Below are 20,957 nucleotides of genomic sequence, written 5' to 3' on the forward strand. Positions count from 1 at the left end.
CCAACGGCCCAAGCTCAGAACACCGGGCACATGATCAATCATCATGCCCCAGAACGCAATTCGCATGGGTCAATCACGGAAAGCGTGCCAGATCCAGTCTTCAGGCGGAAGCGACAGCCGCAGAAGCGAGCGAGCACACCGGTCCCGAGTCTGCTGCCTCCTGACATGCTTATGAGCCTCAATCCCGGTCTGTCGGTCGGGTATGCATGTAGCACAGAGAGGGCCGAGTGTGAGCGAGGGCGAGCTGGAATGGGTGGATTTGGGCGAGGTCCCATATCTCGAGGCCGTCGCGCAGATGGAAACCTGGGTTCGAGAGCGGCGGGAGGGGCGCATTGCGGATCGGCTGGTATTGCTCACTCATCCCGCAGTGATCACCTATGGTGTCCGGCCCCCCGTCATGAATTGCCGCTGCAGACCGAGATTCCTCTGGTTGAGGTGAACAGAGGGGTCAAGCGACCTACCACGGACCGGGGCAGCTGATGGGTTATCTAGTGGTCGATCTCCGTCAGCGCGGCCCCGGGGATATCGTGCGCTGGCTGGAGCAAGGCTTGATCAGTGCCTTGGAGTCGCTTGGCCTGCGGGCTGTTCGACGTGACACGCCGGCCAAGGCCCAGAGCCTGGTCGGAGTCTGGACGTTGGAGCACGAGAAGGTTGCCTCGATCGGTATGCGGATTCGCGGCGGCGTGACGAGCCATGGGTTTGCTCTGAATATCGCGCCAGACCTGGCCGCGTTTTCGGCATTCACGGCCTGCGGGCTGCCCGAGGTGGCGATGACCTCAATCGCGGAGATGGCCGCTGCCATGGGAATGCCCACCCCTTCAGAAGAGGCGGTACGAGCGGCCGTAGCCGCAGCGCTCGGAGCAGTTTGACGTTGGCAAACCGGTGCGGCCGACAGGCCCTCGCTCGCCCCAGCCACGGAACAACTCCGTTGCGGCGTCGATCGTGAACGGTCGGATGTAGCAGTTCGGTCGAGGTTAGTGTGCAGATATGGAGGCGCTGGAGCCGGCTGACGGTGCGGAGGCTGGAAGGGGTATTGCTGCGTATTTTCTGGCTAATGTGTCCAGCCTGGCCGACGACATGCAGAGGTACATAGTCGAGCGGATACCGGAGGTCGCTGGGGATGCTGAGCTTCGCGGCCTGACCTTGGGATCGTGCTCGTCGAATCTCGAAGCGGTACTTTCGATGGTTCGTCATGGGATCGATATAGCGGCTGTGGAGGCGCCGGTAACGGCGCTCGAACACGCGCGAGCAATGGCATCACGGGGGCACAGCGTGGATGTGATGCTGCGGTTCTATCGGTTGGGACATGAGTTCTTCACCGAGAAGCTTTCCGAAGCGCTGACTGACTCGATCGACGACCCCGCTGTCGCGTTGCGGACGTTTGTCGATCTCGAGCGGTTCGGGTTTCGATACATCGACCGCATCTCCAGTCTTGTGGCTGCCGAGTACGTCGCTGAGCTCGACCGACGCCAGAACCAGGCAAGGGCCGAGCGCGCCGATGTGGTGCGGGCCTTGCTCGCTGGGGAACGTGTCGACATCGCTCGGGCCGAACGTGTGCTCGGCCACCGGCTCACCGGTCGGCAGATCGCCTTCGTGTGCTGGGTCGACGACCGTGGCGTCGACCTCGAGGGATTCGCTCGGCAGGTTGGAAGGTTCCTTGGGGCGGGTCACTCGCTCGTCGTGGCGGACGGTCCACTCGCGGTGTGGGGATGGGCATCGATCACGGGGGAGGTGAGGACTTCGCTCACGGGCATGGCGACGGAGTTTCCCGGCGAAACTAAAAACGTTCATATCGCGGTGGGGTCGCCCTATCCGGGGGCTGCCGGCTTCCGTACCTCCCACCTGGAGGCTCTACGCACTCGCCGGGTCATCGAACTGTCCGGTCGCGCGGCGCCATCGATTACTCAGTTCAGCGATGTCGCGTTGGTGGATGCCATCTCGCGAGACCTGGATGCGGCGCGAGCCTTCGTCGCCGCTCAGCTCGGCGCTCTCGCACGGGACGACGCGAAAGAGCGCGGCGAGCGCGCCGCACTCCTGGCTGTGCTCGACGCGCAAGGGAGTCTGGCGATCGCAGCACGCACCTTGGGGATCCACCGGAACACGATCCTGCAAAGGGTGCGTCGTGCCGAAGAGCGCAGGGGCCGCCCCGCAACTGTCAAGATCGCCGAACTGCATGCCGCCCTCCTCGTCTGCGACGTGCTGGGGGCCTCGGTTTTGCGCGAGTCATAGCCGCACCGACGGACGCCGAGCGTGCCGGGATGTGCTCGCAGCACACCGGAGAGGGCTGAGATGGCCTTGTCGACCGATACCGGTCGTTAATAGGTTGTGAGGCATCTCATCCCGAAGCGCGAAGGAGGAGTCCGATGTCGACGACGACTCGACACCCCCAACCCCCAGCAGCCGCCTCGCAGCACGCCTTGCCTGATCCGGGCGAGCAAGTTCCTACGCTGTCCTGGCCGATAGTCGGCATCTTCACATTTGCGCTTGCGCTCTTCGGCGCCTCGACCTGGGCCGCGCTCACCGACGCTTTGCCTGCGATCGCCACCATCGCCGCGAGCTCCGCGGCAATCTTCGTCCTGTTCACCGTGTTGCACGACGCCTCCCATTACTCGATCAGCTCCCGTCGCTGGGTCAACGTCGCTTTCGGTCGCGTGGCAATGTTCTTCGTCTCGCCTCTGATCTCATTCAAGTCGTTCGCGTTCATCCATATCGAGCACCACCGCAACACCAATGACGGTGAGTTCGATCCCGATCACTTCGTCAGCGCCGCACCCTGGTGGCAGCTGCCGATCCGTTTCCCGGCAATGGACCTGCCGTATATCGGTTTCTTGGTGCGTAACCTGCGCCAGCGCCCACGCGCCGAGGTCCTGGAAACGGCGGCGTTGATGACCTTTTCGGTGACGGTGATCGTGGCGGCCGCTTTCGCCGGATATCTGTGGACGCTCGCGGTGATCTGCCTGATTCCCGGGCGGGTGGCGATGTTCGTGCTCGCGTGGTGGTTCGACTGGCTACCCCACCACGACCTGGAAGACACCCAACGCGAGAACCGCTATCGCGCGACCCGCAACCGCGTCGGCTCGGAGTGGATCCTGACTCCTCTGCTCTTGTCGCAGAACTACCACCTGGTCCACCACTTGCATCCCTCCATTCCCTTCTACCGCTACGTCGCGGTCTGGCGACGCAATGAGGCCGCCTACCTAGAGCGCGACTCGGCAATAGGCACCGTCTTCGGGCAGCAGCTCGACGCCACGCAGTACCGCGAGTGGAAACGCCTCAACGGCAAACTAGCCGCACTGCTCCCGGTTCGGATGCCGCGTTCCTCCGCGGCACGCCATGCCAGCGCCCACCCGATCCCCGTCACAAGCGTCGAGCCCCTGACTCCGGACAGCGTCAAAGTCGCTTTCGACGTTCCCGATCACCTCAGCGATCAGTTCCAATTCCAGGCGGGCCAACACCTGACCGTTCGACACCGCATCGGTGGGCGGGAGGTGCGGCGAAACTACTCGATCTGCACCTCGGCCACATCGGGAGAACTGGCGATCGGAGTACGGCACATCGCGGGCGGGATGTTCTCGACCTTCGCGGTCGAAACGCTGCGAGCCGGTGATGTCCTGGAGCTCATGACGCCCACGGGTAGCTTCGGCGCACCCCTTGATCCACTCGCTCGGCGCGACTATGTCGCGGTGGCGGCAGGGAGCGGCATCACGCCCATCCTGTCGATCATGCGCACCACGATGGAGATCGAGACCGAGAGCCGCTTCATCCTCTTCTACGGCAACAGAACCGCAGAGTCGACCATGTTCGCCTCCGAACTCGATGAGCTCGAATCTCGATATGCAGACCGGTTACGCATATTCCACATCCGCTCAGGTGAGGCGCACCACCCCGCCTCTGTTCGTGGCCGTATCGACCTGGCGATGGTTCAACGGTTGCTCGCCAGCGATGTCACTTCGATCAACCGGTGGTACCTGTGCGGCCCGAGCGATCTCGTCACGACAATGCGCGAGGACCTCGCATCTGAAGGAGTGCCGACCGAGCGGATACACCTCGAACTGTTCCGCAGCACGAACCGATCCACACACGTCGATGCCTTCCGCAAGTCCGAAGTGACCATCACTCTGTCCGGCGCGCATCACACCGTGGAACTCGCCGCGGGCGAGACCGTCCTCGAATCCGCGCTGAAAAGCAACATCGATGCGCCGTATGCCTGTCTCGGCGGCGCGTGTGGCACTTGCAAAGCCAGAATCACAACAGGAGCGGTATCGATGGAGCAAAATTTTACGCTTACCACAGCCGAGGTCGACGCCGGCTTCGTACTGACCTGTCAATCTCATCCCACAACCCCGACGGTCGCAGTCGACTACGACAGCTGAGCCAACACATGCGCGAACTCCGCCAGAAGACCGCACTCGTCACCATCGCCTCGATGGGCATCGGCAATCGCCAGGGCACTAGCGGCCTTGCTCGCTCGGCAATGGTCTGGGTGGTCCACCCGCCCGCGAACGCCCCAACGCGTGATCACCGGGCTCGGGATCATCGTCGGTCCCCTTCGTTTCGGTAGCCGAAACCATCTACTGGAGACCTCATCCATTCCCGGTCAACGAAACACCCTGCACGACAAACACTTTCGCGCCAGCGCCGCGGGCGCGGAACTACTTCTCGAACACGGCCTGATTCCGTCGCCGGAGGCGTGACGGAACTCCTCAGAGGTAACCAGATGTCTATACCGACTACCGCACCAGCGGTCTCCAATTTGCCCGACATCCCCGATGCGATGGCACGGGTTCGCCGCGAGTTCGCCTCGGGCCGGACCCGAGACCGCACTTGGCGTGCGGAGCAGTTGCGGAACGTGATCCGGCTGCTTGATGAGCAGGAGGATCAGATCGTAGCCGCGCTGGCTAGTGATCTTGGACGCAGCCGGGCCGAAGCCTGGATGGGCGATATATCGTCCACCAGGGGTGAGGCCGTGTTCGCCCTGAAACACGTGCGGCGGTGGATGCGTCGGCGGCGGCAGCCGCTGCCGCTGGTGCAGTATCCGGGTTCGGCCTGGGTGCAGTACGAGCCGCTCGGCGTCGTTCTGGTCATCGGCCCGTGGAATTACCCGGTGTACCTGACTCTTTCGCCGTTGGTGGCCGCGCTGGCCGCGGGCAACTGCGCGATACTCAAGCCGTCCGAGTTGGCGCCGGCCACGTCGGCCCTGCTGGCTCGGCTGGTTCCGGAATACCTGGACTCCGAGGCGGTCGTCGTGGTCGAGGGCGACGCCCCGGTCACCCAGGAGCTGCTGGCGCAGGGTTTCGACCACGTACTGTTCACCGGCGGCGACCAAATCGGAAGGAAGATCATGGCCGCGGCCGCGGCGACGCTGACTCCGGTGACCTTGGAGCTCGGCGGTAAAAGCCCGGTAATCGTGACCGCCGACGCCGACCTCGCTATCGCGGCCCGCCGGATCGCCTGGGTCAAGTGCGTGAACTCGGGACAGACCTGCATCGCGCCGGACTACGTGCTGGCCGATCACCGTATCCGGGATCGGCTGGTGGACGAGATCGTAGCGGCGATCGAGCAATTCGAGGGGGAGGGAGGCGCAGACGGCCGCCGGATCGTCAACGAGCGCCAATTCGCGCGACTGGCTACCTATCTCGCGCAGACGCGCGGCACGATCGCGCTGGGCGGACGGGTCACCGAGGCGTCGTTGTCGATCGAGCCGACCGTGATCGTCGACCCGGATCCCGACGATGCGGTCATGCAGGAGGAGATCTTCGGACCTATCCTGCCGGTGCTGTCGTACGAAAGCCTCGACGATGCGATCTCGTTCGTGAACTCCCGGCCGAAACCACTTGCCGGGTACTACTTCACGAAATCGGCGGCGGTGGGCGAGCGCCTCGTGGACGAAATCCCGTCCGGCGGTGCGGTGATCAACCATGTCGCCATGCACTGCCTGGTGCCGCAGCTTCCGTTCGGAGGTGTCGGCGCCAGTGGCATGGGCGCCTACCACGGCCGCTGGGGGTTCGAAGCACTCAGTTACCGGAAATCGGTGTTGCGCAAGACCTTCCACCCGGATCTGCAGCTGATCTATCCCCCGTACAGCAAACGGGCGCTGCAAATCCTACGAAAGATCTTATAGCTACTTGCCCCCAAAAATTCGCCCTGCGAAGGGATCTCTGAGATTCCGAGACTCCCGCCGATTACCGGAACCCAAACCGACAATCCTCGTGCCGCTGTTCGGGCTGATCCTGTCCCCGCTCCTGATACCCACAGCGGTAGAAATCGCTGGGCGTGTGCGGGACAGGCTACAAGTGAAAGAACCGTGACCGCCTACCGTCGCGAGACCATCGGTTCGAATCCCTCCGACTTCCGGATGACCTCGGTCGCCTGAACGCGATCCTGAAAGGTAAAGTGCCCATGACTTTCGATTACGACGTCATAGTCGTCGGCTCGGGCTTCGGTGGCAGCGTGAGCGCGCTGCGACTGACCGAGAAAGGTTACCGCGTCGGTGTTTTCGAGGCCGGCCGCCGGTTCGCCGACGACGAGTTCCCGCAAACCTCGTGGCGTATCCGGCGCTACCTATGGGCACCGGCGCTGGGCTGCTACGGAATTCAGCGGATGACGCTACTCAAGGACACTTTTGTGCTGGCCGGAGCCGGGGTGGGCGGCGGCTCCCTGGTATACGCAAACACCCTGTACGAGCCGCCGGATACCTTCTTCGCCGACGGCCGGTGGGCGCATATTACCGACTGGAAGGCCGAGCTGGCCGCGCATTACGACCAGGCGAAGCGCATGCTGGGTGTCACTGTCAATCCGGCGATCACGCCTGCGGACCGCGTCATCGTGGAGGTCGCGCAGGACATGGGAATCGCCGACACCTACCAGCGCACACCGGTGGGTGTGTTCTTCGGCGGGCCCGGGCGCTGGCCGGGCGAGGATGTACCCGACCCGTTCTTCGGCGGCGCCGGGCCGTACCGGCGCGCCTGCACCCACTGCGGCGAATGTATGACCGGCTGCCGGCACAACGCCAAGAACACGCTGGTGAAGAACTACCTCTATCTGGCCGAGCAGGCCGGCGCCACCGTGCATCCGCTGACGACGGTGACCGATGTCCGCCCACTGCCGGACGGCGGTTACCAGGTCACCACGGTCCGCACCGGCCGGTGGATGCGCAAGCGGCGGCATCGATTCACCGCCGAGCAGGTCGTGTTCGCCGCCGCTGCGCTGGGCACCCAGCAGCTGCTGCACCGGCTGCGCGACCGGGGCTCACTCCCCGACCTGTCCACCCGGCTCGGGTATCTGACCCGGACCAATTCCGAGGAGCTTCTGGCGGTTCGCAGCCGAGACAAGTCCCGCGACTTCACCAAGGGCATCGCGATCACCTCCTCCGTCCACCCGGATCCGGACACGCACGTGGAACCGTTGCGATACGGCAAGGGCAGCAACGCCATATCACTGCTAACCACCGTGATGGTCAGCGGCGACGGCCCGCGCGGACTGGGCTGGCTGCGTGAACTCGGCCGGAGCCGCCGGGATCTGGTCCGGATCCACAATCCGCGTCGCTGGTCGGAACAGACGATCGGCCTGCTGGTGATGCAGTCGGCGGACAACTCGCTCACCGCCTACACCCGGCGCGGCCTGTTCGGCCGACGCATGACCACCAAACAGGGTGAGGGACAACCGAATCCGGCCTGGATCCCGGCCGGCCATGAGGTCGCGCGGCGGCTGGCCGAGAAGATCGACGGTGTTCCCGCCGCGGCCACCAGCAGCAGCGTCTTCAACATTCCGATGACCGGGCACTTCATCGGCGGCTGCACTATCGGCGAGAGCGCAGAGACGGGCGTCGTCGACCCCTACCACCGGCTGTTCGGCTATCCCGGCCTGCACGTCGTCGACGGATCGACCATCCCGGCGAATCTGGGCGTGAACCCCTCACTCACCATTACCGCACTGGCTGAACGTGCGATGTCGTTATGGCCCAACCGCGGTCACGCCGATCCGCGCCCCGCACCCGGTGCGGCGTACCAGCGGGTCGCGCCGGTCGCGCCCGCGCACCCGGTAGTGCCGCCGGCCGCGCCGGCCGCCCTCCGGCTGCCCATCGTCGGCATCACCAACGGAGACGCCGATCGTCGGGCCGACTGGCCGGATGCAGCATTCGGTGCCGCCACCACGAGCAATTCCGGTAGGAAGCTGCAGGGCCGACCAGGGCCGGCACTGGACGACGACAGCCCGGCCCGGCCATCGAACCGGACTGCACACTCCGACAAGGAGATTCACCGGTGAGGACGTCGCTTCGATCCGCCGCCGCGATCGCCGACCGGGCCGCCGAGACCGTCTGTGCCGTAGCGACAGAAATAGTTCTTCGATGTTGAAATCCCGGCTCACCGAGGAATTCGAGGAGGGCGACCTCGACGCCGGATCTGCAGCTGATCTATCTGCCGTACAGCAAACGGGCCGCTGCAGATCCTACGAAAGATCTTCTAGGAGGCCGCTGAATTAGCGGTTTTCTAGGTCATCGGTTCGGTGAGTTGTCCGGTGCGGCGACCCGGCCGGTGCGGTTCGCGGCGGGCGGATATGGCCAGCGACTTCAGCACGGTGTGATCGCGGTCCGGTCAATCGGTTTCAGATTTCTGAAAGGTTCGACGATGGTGGATTCCGGCGAGATCTCCTCGCCTGCCCGCTGGGACAGAACACGGTCCGCCGCGGAGGTCGTCCCACGTGCGGTGGGAGAGTTTTTCGGCACCACGCTGGATACCCTGCGGACGCTGCCCCGGCGGCCCTTCCAATTTCGGGAGTTCGTTCATCAGGCGTGGTTCATCGCCAATGTATCGATTGTGCCGACCTTGCTGATCGCGATCCCGTTCTGCGTCATGGTGATCTTCCAGATCAATGTTCTGCTCAACGAGATCGGAGCCATCGACCTGTCCGGGGCTGGCGCCGGAATCGCTGTGATTCGTGAGATCGGTCCGGTAGCAACAGTTTTGGTGGTGGCCGGTGCAGGCGCGACGGCGATCTGTGCGGACCTGGGCGCACGGACCATCCGCGAGGAGATCGACGCGATGCGGGTGCTGGGCATCGACCCGATACATCGGCTCGTCGTGCCCAGGGTGCTCGCCTCCACGGTCGTCGCGCTGTTCTTGAACGGACTGGTCACCGCGGTCGGACTGGCCGGTGGCTACCTCTACGCGGTCTATCTCCAGGGCGCGACGCCAGGCCAGTTCATTACCGCGATTCCGCTGTTGACCGGGATACCGGATCTGCTGGTCAGCGAGCTCAAAGCCGGGATATTCGGGCTGCTGGCCGCACTGGTGGCGTGTCATCTGGGTCTGCATGCGAAGGGCGGTCCGAAAGGGGTCGGGGACGCCGTCAATCAGACCGTCGTTTTCAGCTTCGTCTTGTTATTTGCTCGGCCACGGACGGCTGTTGGCTGGTGATGGTCATATCGGTCCGTTCATTGCAGCCACAGGGTGGTGATGATGGAGTTGGCCAGCTTCAATACCCGTGAGGCCGTTCCGGTAGTGGCCGGTGTCGCGTTGACCGCAACCGTGGGCGCTGGGTTCACCGCGCAGTTGGGTGCGATGCGGGTGAGCGAGGAGATCGACGCACTCGAGGTGATGTCGATTCCCTCGGTTCCGTATCTGGTGACAACCCGGATCCTGGCCGGGCTGCTCGCGATTATCCCGCTTTATGGCATCGCGCTTTTCATGGGCTACGCCTCGACCCAGTTCGTGAGCATCATGCTGTCCGGACAGTCACCGGGCACCTACGACCATTACTTCAACGTCTTCCTGGTGCCCACCGACGTGCTGTGGTCGCTGGCGAAAGTCATTGTGTTCTCGGTGGTCATCATGTCTGTGCACTGCTACCACGGCTACCACGCCGCGGGCGGTCCCGCAGGTGTCGGGGTGGCGGTGGGCCGGGCGGTGCGTACCTCGTTGATCGCGATCATGATCATCGACCTGATCATCGGAGTCGCCGTCTACGGCGGCGTCCACTCGACCGTTCGGGTGTCCGGATGACCCTGGAAGTCTCCCGGCGCCGCGCCATGCTGCTCAGCGCCATCGCCGTCTTCGTACTTGCCTGGACCGGCGCAATCGCCTCCTGCAGTGGCGAATTCGTCGCCAGCACCCGGGTCTACCTGCTCGCCGACCGGGCCGGGCTGCTGATGGGGCCCGGATCAGATGTCAAGGTGCGCGGCGTGGTCGTCGGGCGGGTCAGCGCCGTTGAAGTCGACAACGATCGGGCGAAGCTGACCTTGGACCTGAATCCCGGCCAGGCGCGGCGGATTCCGGCGAATGTCGGCGCCGAGATCGCCCCGACCACCCTGTTCGGGCGCAAATTCGTCACCCTGGTCTGGCCGGCTGAACCGGCAGCAACGACACTCGGTGCGGGCTCGACGATCGATGGGTCGAAGGTGAGCGTCGAAGTGAACGACGTCTTCGACACACTGCTCACCCTGCTGAAAACCGTTGAGCCGCAAAAGGTCAACGCGACACTGACCGCGCTCGGCACCGCACTGGACGGGCACGGCACGCGGTTCGGCGACCTGCTGGTGTCCACCGATCGCTACCTCGGGCAGTTCAACGAGGCGATACCGACATTGCGGCGCGACGTGCCACTGCTGGCCGACAATCTCGACACCTTGGCCGCGGTCACGCCGGATGTCATGGCCACACTGAAGAATCTGTCGACGACCGGCACCACCCTCGTCGAGAAGCAGGCGAGCCTGAGCGCCTTCCTGCTGTCGTTCACCCAATTCGGCAATACCGGAGCCGCATTCACGAGCGCTTCGTCCGCGCCGTTGATCGGTGCCGCCGACGCATTGGAACCGACCACCGGGGTGCTCGCGGAACAGTCTCCGTCGTTCACCTGCTGTTGCCAAGACCAAGATGTGGAAGCGTCCCAGCGATGACGACCTCTACATCGTGGCGTCCGAGACCTCGGTCAAGGTGCCGATCAACAAGTCCTACGATGACAAGCCCTGGGTGACCCAGCTGGAGAAGACACCTGATGGCAAGTACTACGTCGATTCGGCGAACAACTCGCTGTACCCGGTCAATCCGAAGTGGGAGTTCGGCCACAATTCGAGGTTCGAGAACCGCAGGCTGCTAGCTGACGCTCAAGCCGAGGGCTGACACACCAGCAGTTGGATCAACGCGTCAATAGCCATCCCGACTGGTTCCATATCGAGGACCAGTACGGGAACCGAAGCCACAGACGGGAAGTGGAGTAGATAATGCAACGCGATGAATTCGGGCGTACGGCACTGCATTACGCCGCAGCCCACGCCGATCTCGATGCTGTGCGGCGTTTGCTCGGCGCCGAGGACGTTAACGCCCGTGACAACCACGACTGGACGCCGCTGCATTTCGCGGCGCAGGCTGCCGTGCCGGAACTGGTGGCACTGCTGCTGGACGCGGGAGCCGACATCGACGCCGTGACCGACAAGGGGATGCCGGCGATCTACTGGGCGATCATGTCCTCGGGCGCGGACCCGATCGCTACGGTCCGCTTACTGCGAGCTCGTGGAGCCGACCCGACCAAAGCGACGATGAAGTCGTACTTCGGGCCGAAGAGTCCCCTGGACACCGTGAAGGAAATCGGCAACGACCCCCGCCATGCGGGCCGAATTGGCGGAGGCGCGGTTGGTCTGGGCGGCGGCTTGGATCCAGCGCGCCTTCTCCTCGAGATCGGTCTTGGTCGGCTCATCCAGGCGGTGATCGCTCCACACCGCGAGTAGGTGCTCGAAGTGGGTGTTGTAAGTACGCAGCGTGCCATCCGACAACCGTGCCCTCACCTTGGGGATGACCTCGCCGAAGGTGGGAACATTCGCGCCGGTGGTGACGAGATCTGCGGGAGAGATACCCATCTGGGTCAGCAGCACTCGCGCGGCAGCGATCGTCTCGGCGTTCGCCGCCGGCTGAGTCGGTGTCGTCATCGCCGCACCGCCTCGAGGACGCGCAGGCTGGCGGCACACAACTCGTCGAGCGAAGCCAGTACGGTTGCCGCGATCCTGCAGAACCCCCGTTACACCGGCTACGCGGTGTTCGGCCGATGGACAAAACAAGAAGAGCTCCTCGACCCAGATGATGCGGCCGCTGGCAACGTCATTCGCTTCCGGAGATCGCCGAATCATCGGATCGTGCGGTCGAAGAAACCCGCGCACCCGGCCATCGTGTCGGTGCAAACCTTCACCGAAGCCCAGCTGCTGCGCAAGCGGCGAGCAGGCACCGGCAACCGAGCCCGCGGCCGCCTCGAACGCACAAGGCAGAACTCACCCCGCGACTACCTGTTGCGGGGCCTGGTCCGCTGCGACGCTTGTGGTCGCAAGATGCAAGCCGCGGTGGTCAGAGGCGTCATCTACTATCGCTGTCGCGCCAAGACCCTCGCGCCGGGCAGCCCGGCGCTGGCCGAACACCCACCGACGGTCAACTTGCGGGAAGATCTCATCTCTTCATCGGTCGACCGGTGGCTGACCACTCTTTTCGACCGCACCCATCGCGATCACACGATCACCAGCCTGCTCGCCGCCCAAGACAACGACGATTACGACACACAGCGAGCGCTTCTGCGACGGCGTATCGCCGACGCCGACGCGCGGCTCGGCCGCCACCTCGCTGCTATCGAAGCTGGGGTGGACCCGCAGGCGCTCGTCTCGGCGATGAACGCCGCTCAAGCGGACAAAGCTGCAACTCAGGCGGAATTACAGAGCCTGCCGAACATCCCCCGACTGAGTGAAACAGAGATCCGCAAGCTCATCGACTCACTCGGCGACATCGCCGCCGTCCTCGCCGCCGGCGCACGAGCGGACAAAGCGAACCTCTACCGGCCCTACAGCTACACATAACATATCGGCCCCGGCAACAGCTGGCTGTCGTCGGGGCCGATCCTGTGTTTAGCACTGGTGTCCGGAGGGGGACTTGAACCCCCACGCCCGATAAAGGGCACTAGCACCTCAAGCTAGCGCGTCTGCCATTCCGCCACCCGGACCGGTGTGCTCAGCAAGGTTATCGGATGTGGGAGCGTTGACCAAATCGCGGGTTTAGCTGGTGATTCAACATGTCGCGTGGCCGTCTTGCCCGGGCTGCGGATGAGTACCTACGATTTGTCCCAGTACTTACCGATACGCATGTGGAACGGGTAGCGATGGGTGGGAAGAGATCCGAACCGTACTTCTGCGGCATCGATGCGGCGATGGATGTGGTGGGCGGAAAGTGGAAGGCGCTGATCCTGTGGGAGTTGGCGACGCACGGCGTGCGCCGCTTCGGCGAACTGCGCCGGGGCCTGCCGGGGGTGTCGGAGAAGATGCTGATCCAGCAGTTGCGGGAGCTGGAGGAGGACGGCATCGTGGATCGCGAGATCTATCGCGAGGTGCCGCCGAAGGTCGAGTACCGGTTGACCGAACTGGGGGGCGCTCTCAATGCGGCGCTGAAACCGCTGGGTGCGTGGGGGCGCGATCGTATCGACCGGATCGGCGCCGGGCGCGTCCATCCGCCCGCATGAGGGCTCATCCCAGGATCGGCAGCGTCCGTTCCTCGGCGAGCTTCGACAATGCCTCCTGCATGATCCCGGTGACGTACTCGTAGCCGCGATCCACATCCAGCTCCGACCCCAATATCTCGCGCAGGTCGATCGGCGGTAGGAATTCGACCGTCACTTTCGTCGGCAGCGGAATATGGCCGGCCAGGTCGCTGATATTCAATCCCCACGGCAGCGCCAGCGAAATCGGGAACACCTTCAATCGCAGCGTCCGATCCAGTCGCAGCAGCCGGGCGATCCGGTCGCCACGGGTGAGCATGAGCGCATTCTGCTGGGCGCCGTAGTTCACGAACGGCACGATCGGCACGTTCTCGTCCCAGGCCACTCGCAGGAATCCGGTGCGTCCGGCGAAGTCGAGCTGGTCCTCCTCCCACGTCGGGCGGTGCACTTCCCAGTCACCGCCGGGATATACCAGCACCGCCGCACCACTGCGCAGCGCCGCCTTGGCGCTTTCGCGATCGGCTGCGACGGTGCCGAAGCGGGACAGGAACATGCCGAGCAGTGGCACGGCCATCACCAGATTGTGGGCGAGTTGATAGAAGGGACGGTCGGGTCCGAAATAGTGTGCGAGCGCGAGGGTGGTCACGAGCGCCTCGGGGGAGACATTGCCACCGGAGTGGTTACCTACCAACAGCATCGGTCCCGCTTCCGGTATCCGCTCCATCCCGCGTACCTCCGCCCGGAAGTACGCGCGAACCAGCTGCCAGAACGGTTCGACCGTGTGGGCGATGAAGGCGGGGTCCCGGTCGTTCATATCCGCTTTGGGAACCCGCGCTCGTACCTGCTGGGCGACCCAGTCGGTCGCGCTATCGATCGGCGGCAATGGCAGGTTCGGCAGCTTCATGGGTCCGGCTTTCCGGTCAAGGATTTGACCGAGACATACCCGGCAATGCGGCGACCACACAGCATCGGCGATTGCGATCAGCGTGAATCGACCCGCGATTGCGCACCTCGCGATCATGGCGGGGTGCCGCCATGGCACCTGCGGGCGGTGTCAGGTGGTAGGAAAGGGTACGTGTCTGCAACTGGCGAAGTATCCGGTCCGAACACCACATCTCGTGCCGTGTCCGAGGTGGTCGAATTGGTCAGCACGCTGATCCGGTTCGACACTTCCAACACCGGGGATCTGGCCACCACCAAGGGCGAGCGCGAATGTGCGCAGTGGGTGGCCGATCAGCTGCATCAGGCGGGGTACACGACCGAGTACGTCGAGTCGGGCGCGCCGTGTCGCGGGAATGTGTTCGCGCGGCTGAAGGGAGCCGATTCCAGCCGCGGCGCGCTGCTGATCCACGGGCATCTGGATGTCGTGCCCGCCGAGGCCGCCGACTGGAGTGTGCACCCGTTCTCGGGTGCGGTGCGCGACGGCTATGTGTGGGGGCGCGGCGCGATCGATATGAAGGATATGGTCGGCATGATGCTGGCCATCGCGCGCCAGTTCAAGATCGAGGGGACGGTGCCGCCGCGCGATATCGTCTTCGCATTCCTCGCCGATGAGGAGAACGGCGGCAAGTGGGGTTCACAGTGGCTGGTGCAGAATCGGCCCGACCTGTTCGACGGGATCACCGAGGCAGTGGGGGAGGTCGGCGGCTTCTCGCTGACCGTGCCGCGCCCGGACGGCACCGACCGTCGGTTGTATCTGGTGGAGACGGCCGAGAAGGGGCTCGGCTGGATGCGGTTGCGGGCCAAGGCTCGTGCCGGTCACGGTTCGTTCCTGCACGAGGACAATGCCGTCACGATTCTGGCCGCCGCGGTGGCGCGCCTGGGCAAACACACCTTCCCCCTGGTGCTTTCGGATTCGGTCGCCGAATTCCTGGCCGCGGTCGCCGAGGAGACCGGCTTGGAGTTCGATCCGTCGAGTCCCGATATCGAGGGTCAGCTCGCGAAGTTGGGCACCATCTCCCGCATCATCGGCGCGACACTGCGCGATACCGCGAATCCGACCATGCTGCAGGCGGGTTACAAGGCGAATGTGATCCCGCAGACCGCCGAGGCGGTCGTCGACTGTCGCGTGGTGCCGGGGCGCCAGGCCGCGTTCGAGCGTGAGGTGGACGAGCTGATCGGCCCGGATGTCGAGCGCGAGTGGATCACCAAACTCGATTCCTACGAAACGACATTCGACGGACATCTCGTCGACGCGATGAACGCCGCCATTCTCGCCCACGACCCGCAGGGCCGGACCGTGCCCTATATGCTCTCCGGCGGTACCGACGCAAAGGCCTTCGCCCGCTTGGGTATTCGCTGCTTCGGTTTCGCACCGCTGCAGCTGCCACCGGAATTGGACTTCACGGCACTGTTCCACGGTGTCGACGAGCGGGTTCCGGTGCAGGCACTCGAATTCGGCACCCGGGTGCTGGAACACTTCCTGTTGAACAGCTGACGATCGAAAGGACCCACCGTGCCCGACTACTCTTACAACCCGTACGACGCGCTGCCCGAGGTGCCAAGCTTCACGGTGACCTCGGAGGATGTCGCCGATGGCGAGAGCTTCGGCAACGATCAGGTCAGCGGCGTCTTCGGCGCTGGCGGCAAGGATGTCTCGCCGCAGCTGTCCTGGTCCGGATTCCCTGCGGAGACAAAGAGTTTCGCGGTCACCGTCTACGATCCGGATGCACCGACTGCTGCCGGTTTCTGGCATTGGGCGGTGGCCAACATTCCGGTGAGCACCACCTCGCTGCCACGCGGAGCGGGTAGTGCGGGCGGTGTCCTACCCGAGGGTGCGGTCACGTTGCGCAATGACGGCGCTTTCCTGGGATTCGTCGGTGCGGCGCCACCGGCCGGACACGGGTACCACCGCTACTTCATCGTCGTGCACGCGGTGGATGTGGAGCGGCTGGAGATCGACGAGAACGGCACACCCGCCTTCCTCGGCTTCAACCTGTTCTCGCACACCGTGGCCCGCGCCACCATCGTCGCCAAGTACGAGGCCGCCTAGCATATGCCGGGAAAACGACTGTGGCCCTGAGCTTTTGCTCAGGGCCACCGATTGTTACGAGACGTTCACCACCGATTCGGGCAGCGGCGTGGTGTACAGCGAGGCGATCTCCTCGGCGTACTTCGCCGCGATCGGGTTGCGCTTGAGCTTCATCGTCGGGGTCAGCTCTTCCCCGCCCGGCTCCCACGGCTGGCCGACCACGGTGAACCGCTTGATCTGCTCGACCCGCGACAGCTTGCGGTTACCCGCGACGACCGCCTCCAGCACCTCGTCCAGGATCTCCTTGCGGGTGGCCAGCGCGGCCAGATCGTCGGCGGGCGCGTCGAATTCCTTGGCCCGGATGGCGGCGGTGTCCGGATCGAGCACGATCAGCGCGGAGATGAACGGTTTGGCCTCACCGATCGCCACCACCTGACCGACCAGCGAGGAGGCCGCCTTGACCGCGTTCTCGATATTGGTCGGGGAGATGTTCTTACCCGACTCGTTGATGATCAGTTCCTTCTTGCGATCCACGATGCGCACATAGCCGTCGGCATCGATGGTGGCGACGTCACCGGTGGCCAGCCAGCCGTCGGCGTCGAGCGCCTCCTTGGTCTTATCGGGCTGCTTGCGGTAGCCGGGGGTGACGATCGCGCCACGCACCAGCAGTTCACCGTCCTCGCCGAGCCGCAGCTCGAGGCCCTCGACGGCCCGGCCGACCGAACCCGGCCGGGGCTTGGCCAGTTCGGTGTAGGTGGCCACGCCGGTGGTTTCCGACATACCCCACACCTCGCTGACGGTGAACCCGAGTCCGAGGAAGTACTCGAGGGTTTCGGCCGGGATCGCGGCTGCGCCCGAAGCGGCGACCTTGAGGTTGTCCAGGCCGAGGGCGGCCCGCAGCTTCGACAGCACCAGCGCGTCGGCCACCTTGTACTGCGCGGCGAGCACCGGGCTACGGCCCTTACCCGCCAGATCGGCGCGCGCGGCCGCGATGCCGGTATTGATGGCCCAGTGCGCCAGGGCCTTCTTCACCGGGCTCGCTTCGGTGGCCAGCTTGCCGTCGATACCGGCCTTGATCTTCTGCCACACCCGGGGCACACCGAAGAAGATGGTGGGGTGTGCGTCGGGCAGCGCGGCGGCGATCTCGCGCGGATCCGGTACGCAGGTGATCAAGATTCCGGTGAGCAGGCTGATGGCATGGCCGGAAATGCGGTCTGCGACGTGCGCGGCGGGCAGATAGGAGATGGCGCGGTCGTCGAAGCCGACCCGCAGTGGGCCGTTGACCAGCGCGATGATCTGGGCCAGCACATTGCGGTGGGTGATCTCCACGCCCTTGGACGGGCCGGTGGTGCCCGAGGTGTAGATCAGCGTGGCGAGATCGTCGGGGGTGACCGCCTGCCAAGCGGCATCGAAATCGAAGTCGGCAGCTGGATTCGCCTCGAGGTCGGCCAGGCCGACCGTATCGGCGGCCGGACCGTCCACCACCACGATGTGCTCGAGCTCGACGCCCGCGCTCTTGATCACGTCGAGGAAGGCGCGCTCGGTGATCACCACCTTGTTCTCCGCATTGGTGAACAGATGCTTGATCTGCTCGGGAGAGCTGGTGTTGTAGATCGAGAACGGGGTGGCGCCCAAATGCACTGCGGCCGTGTCGATCAGATTGAACTCGGGCCGGTTGGTGAGCATGATGCCGACGGTGTCGCCGTGGCCGACGCCCAAGCCGGACAGCCCCGCCGCCAGCGTGCGCACCCGCTCACCGTATTCGCGCCAGCTGATCTCCGTGGTACCGCCGACCGTCCGCAACGCGACCTGATCCGGTCGTAACTTCACGGTCTCCTGGAATGCCTCCGGCACCGTGTACACCGTCTTGCCGGACTCGTGCGCGAAACCGATTTCTGTTGTCGTCATCTTCCCGTTTCCCGATATCTCTGGCGTGAACCGCGCCCGGTGCGACCGCGTGGTTTCCACGCGGTTCGAGACCCGCTGCTCCTGATAAATTGCAAGCGACTCTATCTCATCGTGTCACGCGGTGGGATAGCACCGTGTGGCGCGGCTCACTCATGGTAGCCAGACCGGGGTAATGGTGTCCGTTACTTGGACGCGGGGAATGTGCGCCGACGGCGGGCCTGACCCCGCATCGTCCAGAACCGCCAGATGCGGCTCTTGCGTTTGAATACCGGTTGTACATCCGTAGCCCAGGGCACGTCGCTGGTGGGGATGAGATGGCCGCGGCGTCGGCGTTTCGCATCCAGATATGCCGCGGCCCGCGCACTGAGCACCGTCGTCAGCAGCGGTTCCATGGTCACGGCCAGACCGGCGGCGCGCAGTTCGGCGACCTTGTCCGGATTGTTGGTGAGTAGGCGCACACGGGTCAGTCCGAGTTCCTGCAGGCTTTTCGCCGCGTGCAGGTAGCTGCGACCGTCCGCGGGGAATCCGAGCTGCTCGTAGCTGGTGAAAGTGTCCGCGCCCGACCGCTGACTCTCCCGATAACCCAGCGCCTTGGCGATCAGCCCGACACCGCGGCCCTCTTGCTCCAGATAGACCAGGACACCGCTGCCCTCAGCCCAGATCAGGTCCAAGGACTTGTCGAGTTCCGGCCCGCAATCGCAATCGTCCGAACCGAGCCCCTCGCCATATAGACACCGCGAATGCACCCGGACCAGACACCCATCGTCGGCTTCGCCGAAGACGAGCACATGTCCGTACTCGGCGCCGCCGGCCACTTCCATCACACGAACCTGCAGATCCTGCCCCTTGCGGGTGAGCCGATGGGCGGTCTCACCAAGCGTCGGCACAGCTGTGGTCAATGCTCCTCCGAAGACAATGGGGATAGTTGGGGTTTGCCGCCGTTTGCGGCGCGAGAAGGTTCGGGCTGCCAGCGAACGACAAACTGTAACTCGATCACCGATTTCAGCGCTGTAAATCTATTCGAGCCGCGCTATCGCGTATGTTACGCGCCGGCCGACTCCTCCCCAGCGAGGTGGACGATGCGGTCGATATCCCTAACCGACGGCATGGCGTCGGGGATGTCACCGAACGACTGTGTCGCGACCATGGCCGCGGTCGCCCAGCGGAATACCGGTTCGTCGGCCGGTCGGCCGGTGGCGACGATCTTCGACACCAGCGCGGCGGAGAAAGCCGCGGCGGCACCCGGCGAATCTTCCAGTGCCACAGGAAAATCCGCGATATCCGCATTGATCTCGTCGGATCTGACGATGCAACGGAAGCCATCGATCACGCAGACCCCGCGCACACCCAGACTACGCAGCCGTTGCGCCACCTCGGTCCCGGACGCGGACGGATCCCCGGGCAGCAATGCGCGCAGTTCCCACGTCGAGCCGACGAGATAGTCGACGGCACCGAAATACTGGTAGAGATACTGCGGCGCATCGATCGGCGGCGAAGGGTTCACCACCAACGACGGCCGACGATCCATCTCCCCGATGGCCGCCAGCACGTCCTTGATCGCATCGGAGGGCTGCTCGAAGGTCAATACGACCGCATCCGAGGCTGTGAGCGCCTCACGAAACCGTGGTTCGCTCACCACGTGTGCTCCTTGCCAGATGCGGTCGTCCTCGCAGCCGATTTTGCTGGACACACCCGTGCTCGTGATCATGACCGCGGAGACATTCGTCGTGGCGCCGTTGACCACTTTGACCAACTGGGTATCGACGTTCTCGGTGCGTAAATAGTTGAGGATGTGCCTTCCGGCGTCGTCGTTTCCGACCGCGGAGATGAGCTGAGCCTGCAGTCCGAGACGCGCAGCCGCCACCGCACGGTTGAGGCCCTTACCGCCCGCATGCACCTCGAAGCTGCCCGGCGTGGATTTACCCGCCGACGGAATTTGGCCGATCCGGTAGATGTGGTCGATCACCGCCGATCCGATGACCGTGACCACGCCACGACGCGGCTGTACATCCGGCAGTGCGATCAGCACCTTCGGTTCGGGGGTGAACCTGTAGTTCGATGTCGAATAGGCGGCCGCGGCCGCGAGCTTGGACGCCAATTCAGTAAATGCGCGTCGCTCTGGTGTAGCCCGCAACGAACGCACAGTCGGTGCGGACGGTACGAAATCTGCGCCGTACGCCTCGTGCAGCCCCCGCCACTGTTCGGTCAGGTACACGCGACGCTCGCCGAGGTCGGCCGCGTACAACCGATCGAGATCTATTCCGGCTGGGGGCTTTTCACGCAAGAGCCCCAACGACAGTTCGGCATCGGCGATCAATCGATTCGTCGGATCCAACTGCCGCGCGAGGTCACGAACCACGGGCAAGACGGCTTCCTCCGCCGACAGCCCCTCCTGCTGTGCTCGCTGGCGGATGACGGATAGATCCAGCAGGGGAGCGACATCGATTTCCGTGGTGCGCAACCGATCCGCACTCAGCCCCGAGCGTTTGCTGAGCCTGGTGAGGATGTTGCGGATGGCAACCGTGCGTGAGTCCTGCTGGACCATAGGCGGGCCTGTCCTCCATGACGCTGCGATCGTTTCCTGTGCCACTCTCACGATATGCCAATCGTCCGGGGT

19 protein-coding genes, 1 tRNA gene and 1 pseudogene are annotated in these 20,957 nt (G+C 64.4%); 16 read left to right on the forward strand and 5 right to left on the reverse strand.

What is annotated here, in order from left to right:
* Positions 1 to 491 precede the first annotated feature (491 nt).
* The 13 genes and pseudogenes from ACFYOW_RS30555 to ACFYOW_RS30615 all read left to right on the forward strand — a co-directional run bounded on the left by ACFYOW_RS30555 (position 492) and on the right by ACFYOW_RS30615 (position 12,829).
* Positions 492 to 869: a hypothetical protein gene (locus ACFYOW_RS30555; protein ID WP_387293543.1), complete on the forward strand. Its 378-nt coding sequence runs from the start codon at positions 492 to 494 to the stop codon at positions 867 to 869.
* A 412-nt stretch (positions 870 to 1,281) separates the two neighbouring features.
* The gene (locus ACFYOW_RS30560; RefSeq protein WP_387293544.1) at positions 1,282 to 2,229 is read left to right on the forward strand and encodes a PucR family transcriptional regulator; all 948 of its coding nucleotides are present in this window, start codon (positions 1,282 to 1,284) and stop codon (positions 2,227 to 2,229) included.
* Positions 2,230 to 2,363: 134 nt separating this feature from the next.
* A complete protein-coding gene (locus ACFYOW_RS30565; RefSeq protein WP_387293545.1) occupies positions 2,364 to 4,373 on the forward strand; it encodes a fatty acid desaturase in 2,010 nt (669 codons plus the stop codon).
* Positions 4,374 to 4,514: 141 nt separating this feature from the next.
* Entirely contained in the window at positions 4,515 to 4,694 is a 180-nt protein-coding gene (locus ACFYOW_RS30570) for a hypothetical protein (RefSeq protein ID WP_387293546.1), read from the forward strand.
* A gap of 80 nt (positions 4,695 to 4,774) precedes the next feature.
* Positions 4,775 to 6,121, forward strand: coding sequence for an aldehyde dehydrogenase family protein (locus tag ACFYOW_RS30575; protein WP_387293803.1), 1,347 nt, complete (start codon positions 4,775 to 4,777; stop codon positions 6,119 to 6,121).
* 278 nt (positions 6,122 to 6,399) lie between these two features.
* A complete protein-coding gene (locus ACFYOW_RS30580; protein ID WP_387293547.1) occupies positions 6,400 to 8,265 on the forward strand; it encodes a GMC oxidoreductase in 1,866 nt (621 codons plus the stop codon).
* A gap of 362 nt (positions 8,266 to 8,627) precedes the next feature.
* Entirely contained in the window at positions 8,628 to 9,416 is a 789-nt protein-coding gene (locus ACFYOW_RS30585; protein WP_387293548.1) for an MlaE family ABC transporter permease, read from the forward strand.
* Positions 9,417 to 9,467: 51 nt separating this feature from the next.
* Positions 9,468 to 10,001, forward strand: a pseudogene (locus tag ACFYOW_RS30590) (ABC transporter permease); the annotation flags it as partial.
* Positions 9,998 to 10,894 carry an MCE family protein gene (locus ACFYOW_RS30595; protein ID WP_387293549.1) on the forward strand — a complete coding sequence of 299 codons (897 nt, stop codon included), beginning with the start codon at positions 9,998 to 10,000 and terminating at the stop codon, positions 10,892 to 10,894. The pseudogene ACFYOW_RS30590 and the gene ACFYOW_RS30595, both read left to right, overlap by 4 nt.
* Positions 10,872 to 11,117, forward strand: coding sequence for a hypothetical protein (locus tag ACFYOW_RS30600; RefSeq protein WP_387293550.1), 246 nt, complete (start codon positions 10,872 to 10,874; stop codon positions 11,115 to 11,117). Before ACFYOW_RS30595 ends, ACFYOW_RS30600 begins: the two co-directional genes overlap by 23 nt.
* A gap of 11 nt (positions 11,118 to 11,128) precedes the next feature.
* The gene (locus ACFYOW_RS30605; protein WP_387293804.1) at positions 11,129 to 11,215 is read left to right on the forward strand and encodes a hypothetical protein; all 87 of its coding nucleotides are present in this window, start codon (positions 11,129 to 11,131) and stop codon (positions 11,213 to 11,215) included.
* A 3-nt stretch (positions 11,216 to 11,218) separates the two neighbouring features.
* The gene (locus ACFYOW_RS30610; protein ID WP_387293551.1) at positions 11,219 to 11,722 is read left to right on the forward strand and encodes an ankyrin repeat domain-containing protein; all 504 of its coding nucleotides are present in this window, start codon (positions 11,219 to 11,221) and stop codon (positions 11,720 to 11,722) included.
* Positions 11,723 to 12,829, forward strand: coding sequence for a recombinase family protein (locus tag ACFYOW_RS30615; protein WP_387293552.1), 1,107 nt, complete (start codon positions 11,723 to 11,725; stop codon positions 12,827 to 12,829).
* Positions 12,830 to 12,884: 55 nt separating this feature from the next.
* On the opposite strand, the gene ACFYOW_RS30620 is transcribed toward ACFYOW_RS30615, so the two are convergent.
* Positions 12,885 to 12,972: transfer RNA gene (locus tag ACFYOW_RS30620), tRNA-Leu, on the reverse strand.
* A 156-nt stretch (positions 12,973 to 13,128) separates the two neighbouring features.
* Between ACFYOW_RS30620 and ACFYOW_RS30625 the strand changes: the two genes are divergently transcribed.
* Positions 13,129 to 13,485: a winged helix-turn-helix transcriptional regulator gene (locus ACFYOW_RS30625; protein WP_387293553.1), complete on the forward strand. Its 357-nt coding sequence runs from the start codon at positions 13,129 to 13,131 to the stop codon at positions 13,483 to 13,485.
* A 4-nt stretch (positions 13,486 to 13,489) separates the two neighbouring features.
* Here ACFYOW_RS30625 and ACFYOW_RS30630 read toward each other — a convergent pair whose 3' ends face one another.
* Positions 13,490 to 14,365, reverse strand: a complete 876-nt coding sequence (locus ACFYOW_RS30630; RefSeq protein WP_387293554.1) for a lysophospholipid acyltransferase family protein — start codon at positions 14,363 to 14,365, stop codon at positions 13,490 to 13,492.
* A 171-nt stretch (positions 14,366 to 14,536) separates the two neighbouring features.
* Here ACFYOW_RS30630 and ACFYOW_RS30635 point away from each other — a divergent pair, with 171 nt between their 5' ends.
* A complete protein-coding gene (locus ACFYOW_RS30635) occupies positions 14,537 to 15,898 on the forward strand; it encodes a M20/M25/M40 family metallo-hydrolase (protein ID WP_083897936.1) in 1,362 nt (453 codons plus the stop codon).
* A gap of 18 nt (positions 15,899 to 15,916) precedes the next feature.
* A complete protein-coding gene (locus ACFYOW_RS30640) occupies positions 15,917 to 16,453 on the forward strand; it encodes a YbhB/YbcL family Raf kinase inhibitor-like protein (RefSeq protein ID WP_387293555.1) in 537 nt (178 codons plus the stop codon).
* 54 nt (positions 16,454 to 16,507) lie between these two features.
* Here ACFYOW_RS30640 and ACFYOW_RS30645 read toward each other — a convergent pair whose 3' ends face one another.
* From ACFYOW_RS30645 to ACFYOW_RS30655, 3 genes are all read right to left on the reverse strand, one after another.
* Positions 16,508 to 18,340, reverse strand: coding sequence for an AMP-dependent synthetase/ligase (locus ACFYOW_RS30645; protein WP_387293556.1), 1,833 nt, complete (start codon positions 18,338 to 18,340; stop codon positions 16,508 to 16,510).
* 182 nt (positions 18,341 to 18,522) lie between these two features.
* On the reverse strand, positions 18,523 to 19,239 hold the full coding sequence (locus ACFYOW_RS30650) for a GTP cyclohydrolase II (RefSeq protein WP_387293557.1): 717 nt from the start codon (positions 19,237 to 19,239) through the stop codon (positions 18,523 to 18,525).
* Between the two features lie 143 nt (positions 19,240 to 19,382).
* A complete protein-coding gene (locus tag ACFYOW_RS30655) occupies positions 19,383 to 20,885 on the reverse strand; it encodes a PfkB family carbohydrate kinase (protein ID WP_387293558.1) in 1,503 nt (500 codons plus the stop codon).
* Positions 20,886 to 20,957 lie beyond the last annotated feature (72 nt).

It is taken from the genome of Nocardia sp. NPDC006982 (genome assembly GCF_042869435.1).
Taxonomy (GTDB): Bacteria; Actinomycetota; Actinomycetes; order Mycobacteriales; family Mycobacteriaceae; genus Nocardia.

What these genes read in the sequence shown, in the direction of transcription:
- ACFYOW_RS30560 (WP_387293544.1), top strand. Translation starts at nt 1,282, where the DNA reads ATGCTGCGGTTCTATCGGTTGGGACATGAGTTCTTCACCGAGAAGCTT.
- ACFYOW_RS30565 (WP_387293545.1), top strand. Translation starts at nt 2,364, where the DNA reads ATGTCGACGACGACTCGACACCCCCAACCCCCAGCAGCCGCCTCGCAG.
- ACFYOW_RS30575 (WP_387293803.1), top strand. Translation starts at nt 4,775, where the DNA reads ATGGCACGGGTTCGCCGCGAGTTCGCCTCGGGCCGGACCCGAGACCGC.
- ACFYOW_RS30580 (WP_387293547.1), top strand. Translation starts at nt 6,400, where the DNA reads ATGACTTTCGATTACGACGTCATAGTCGTCGGCTCGGGCTTCGGTGGC.
- ACFYOW_RS30585 (WP_387293548.1), top strand. Translation starts at nt 8,628, where the DNA reads ATGGTGGATTCCGGCGAGATCTCCTCGCCTGCCCGCTGGGACAGAACA.
- ACFYOW_RS30595 (WP_387293549.1), top strand. Translation starts at nt 9,998, where the DNA reads ATGACCCTGGAAGTCTCCCGGCGCCGCGCCATGCTGCTCAGCGCCATC.
- ACFYOW_RS30600 (WP_387293550.1), top strand. Translation starts at nt 10,872, where the DNA reads ATGTGGAAGCGTCCCAGCGATGACGACCTCTACATCGTGGCGTCCGAG.
- ACFYOW_RS30610 (WP_387293551.1), top strand. Translation starts at nt 11,219, where the DNA reads ATGCAACGCGATGAATTCGGGCGTACGGCACTGCATTACGCCGCAGCC.
- ACFYOW_RS30625 (WP_387293553.1), top strand. Translation starts at nt 13,129, where the DNA reads ATGGGTGGGAAGAGATCCGAACCGTACTTCTGCGGCATCGATGCGGCG.
- ACFYOW_RS30630 (WP_387293554.1), bottom strand. Translation starts at nt 14,365, where the DNA reads ATGAAGCTGCCGAACCTGCCATTGCCGCCGATCGATAGCGCGACCGAC.
- ACFYOW_RS30645 (WP_387293556.1), bottom strand. Translation starts at nt 18,340, where the DNA reads ATGACGACAACAGAAATCGGTTTCGCGCACGAGTCCGGCAAGACGGTG.
- ACFYOW_RS30655 (WP_387293558.1), bottom strand. Translation starts at nt 20,885, where the DNA reads ATGGTCCAGCAGGACTCACGCACGGTTGCCATCCGCAACATCCTCACC.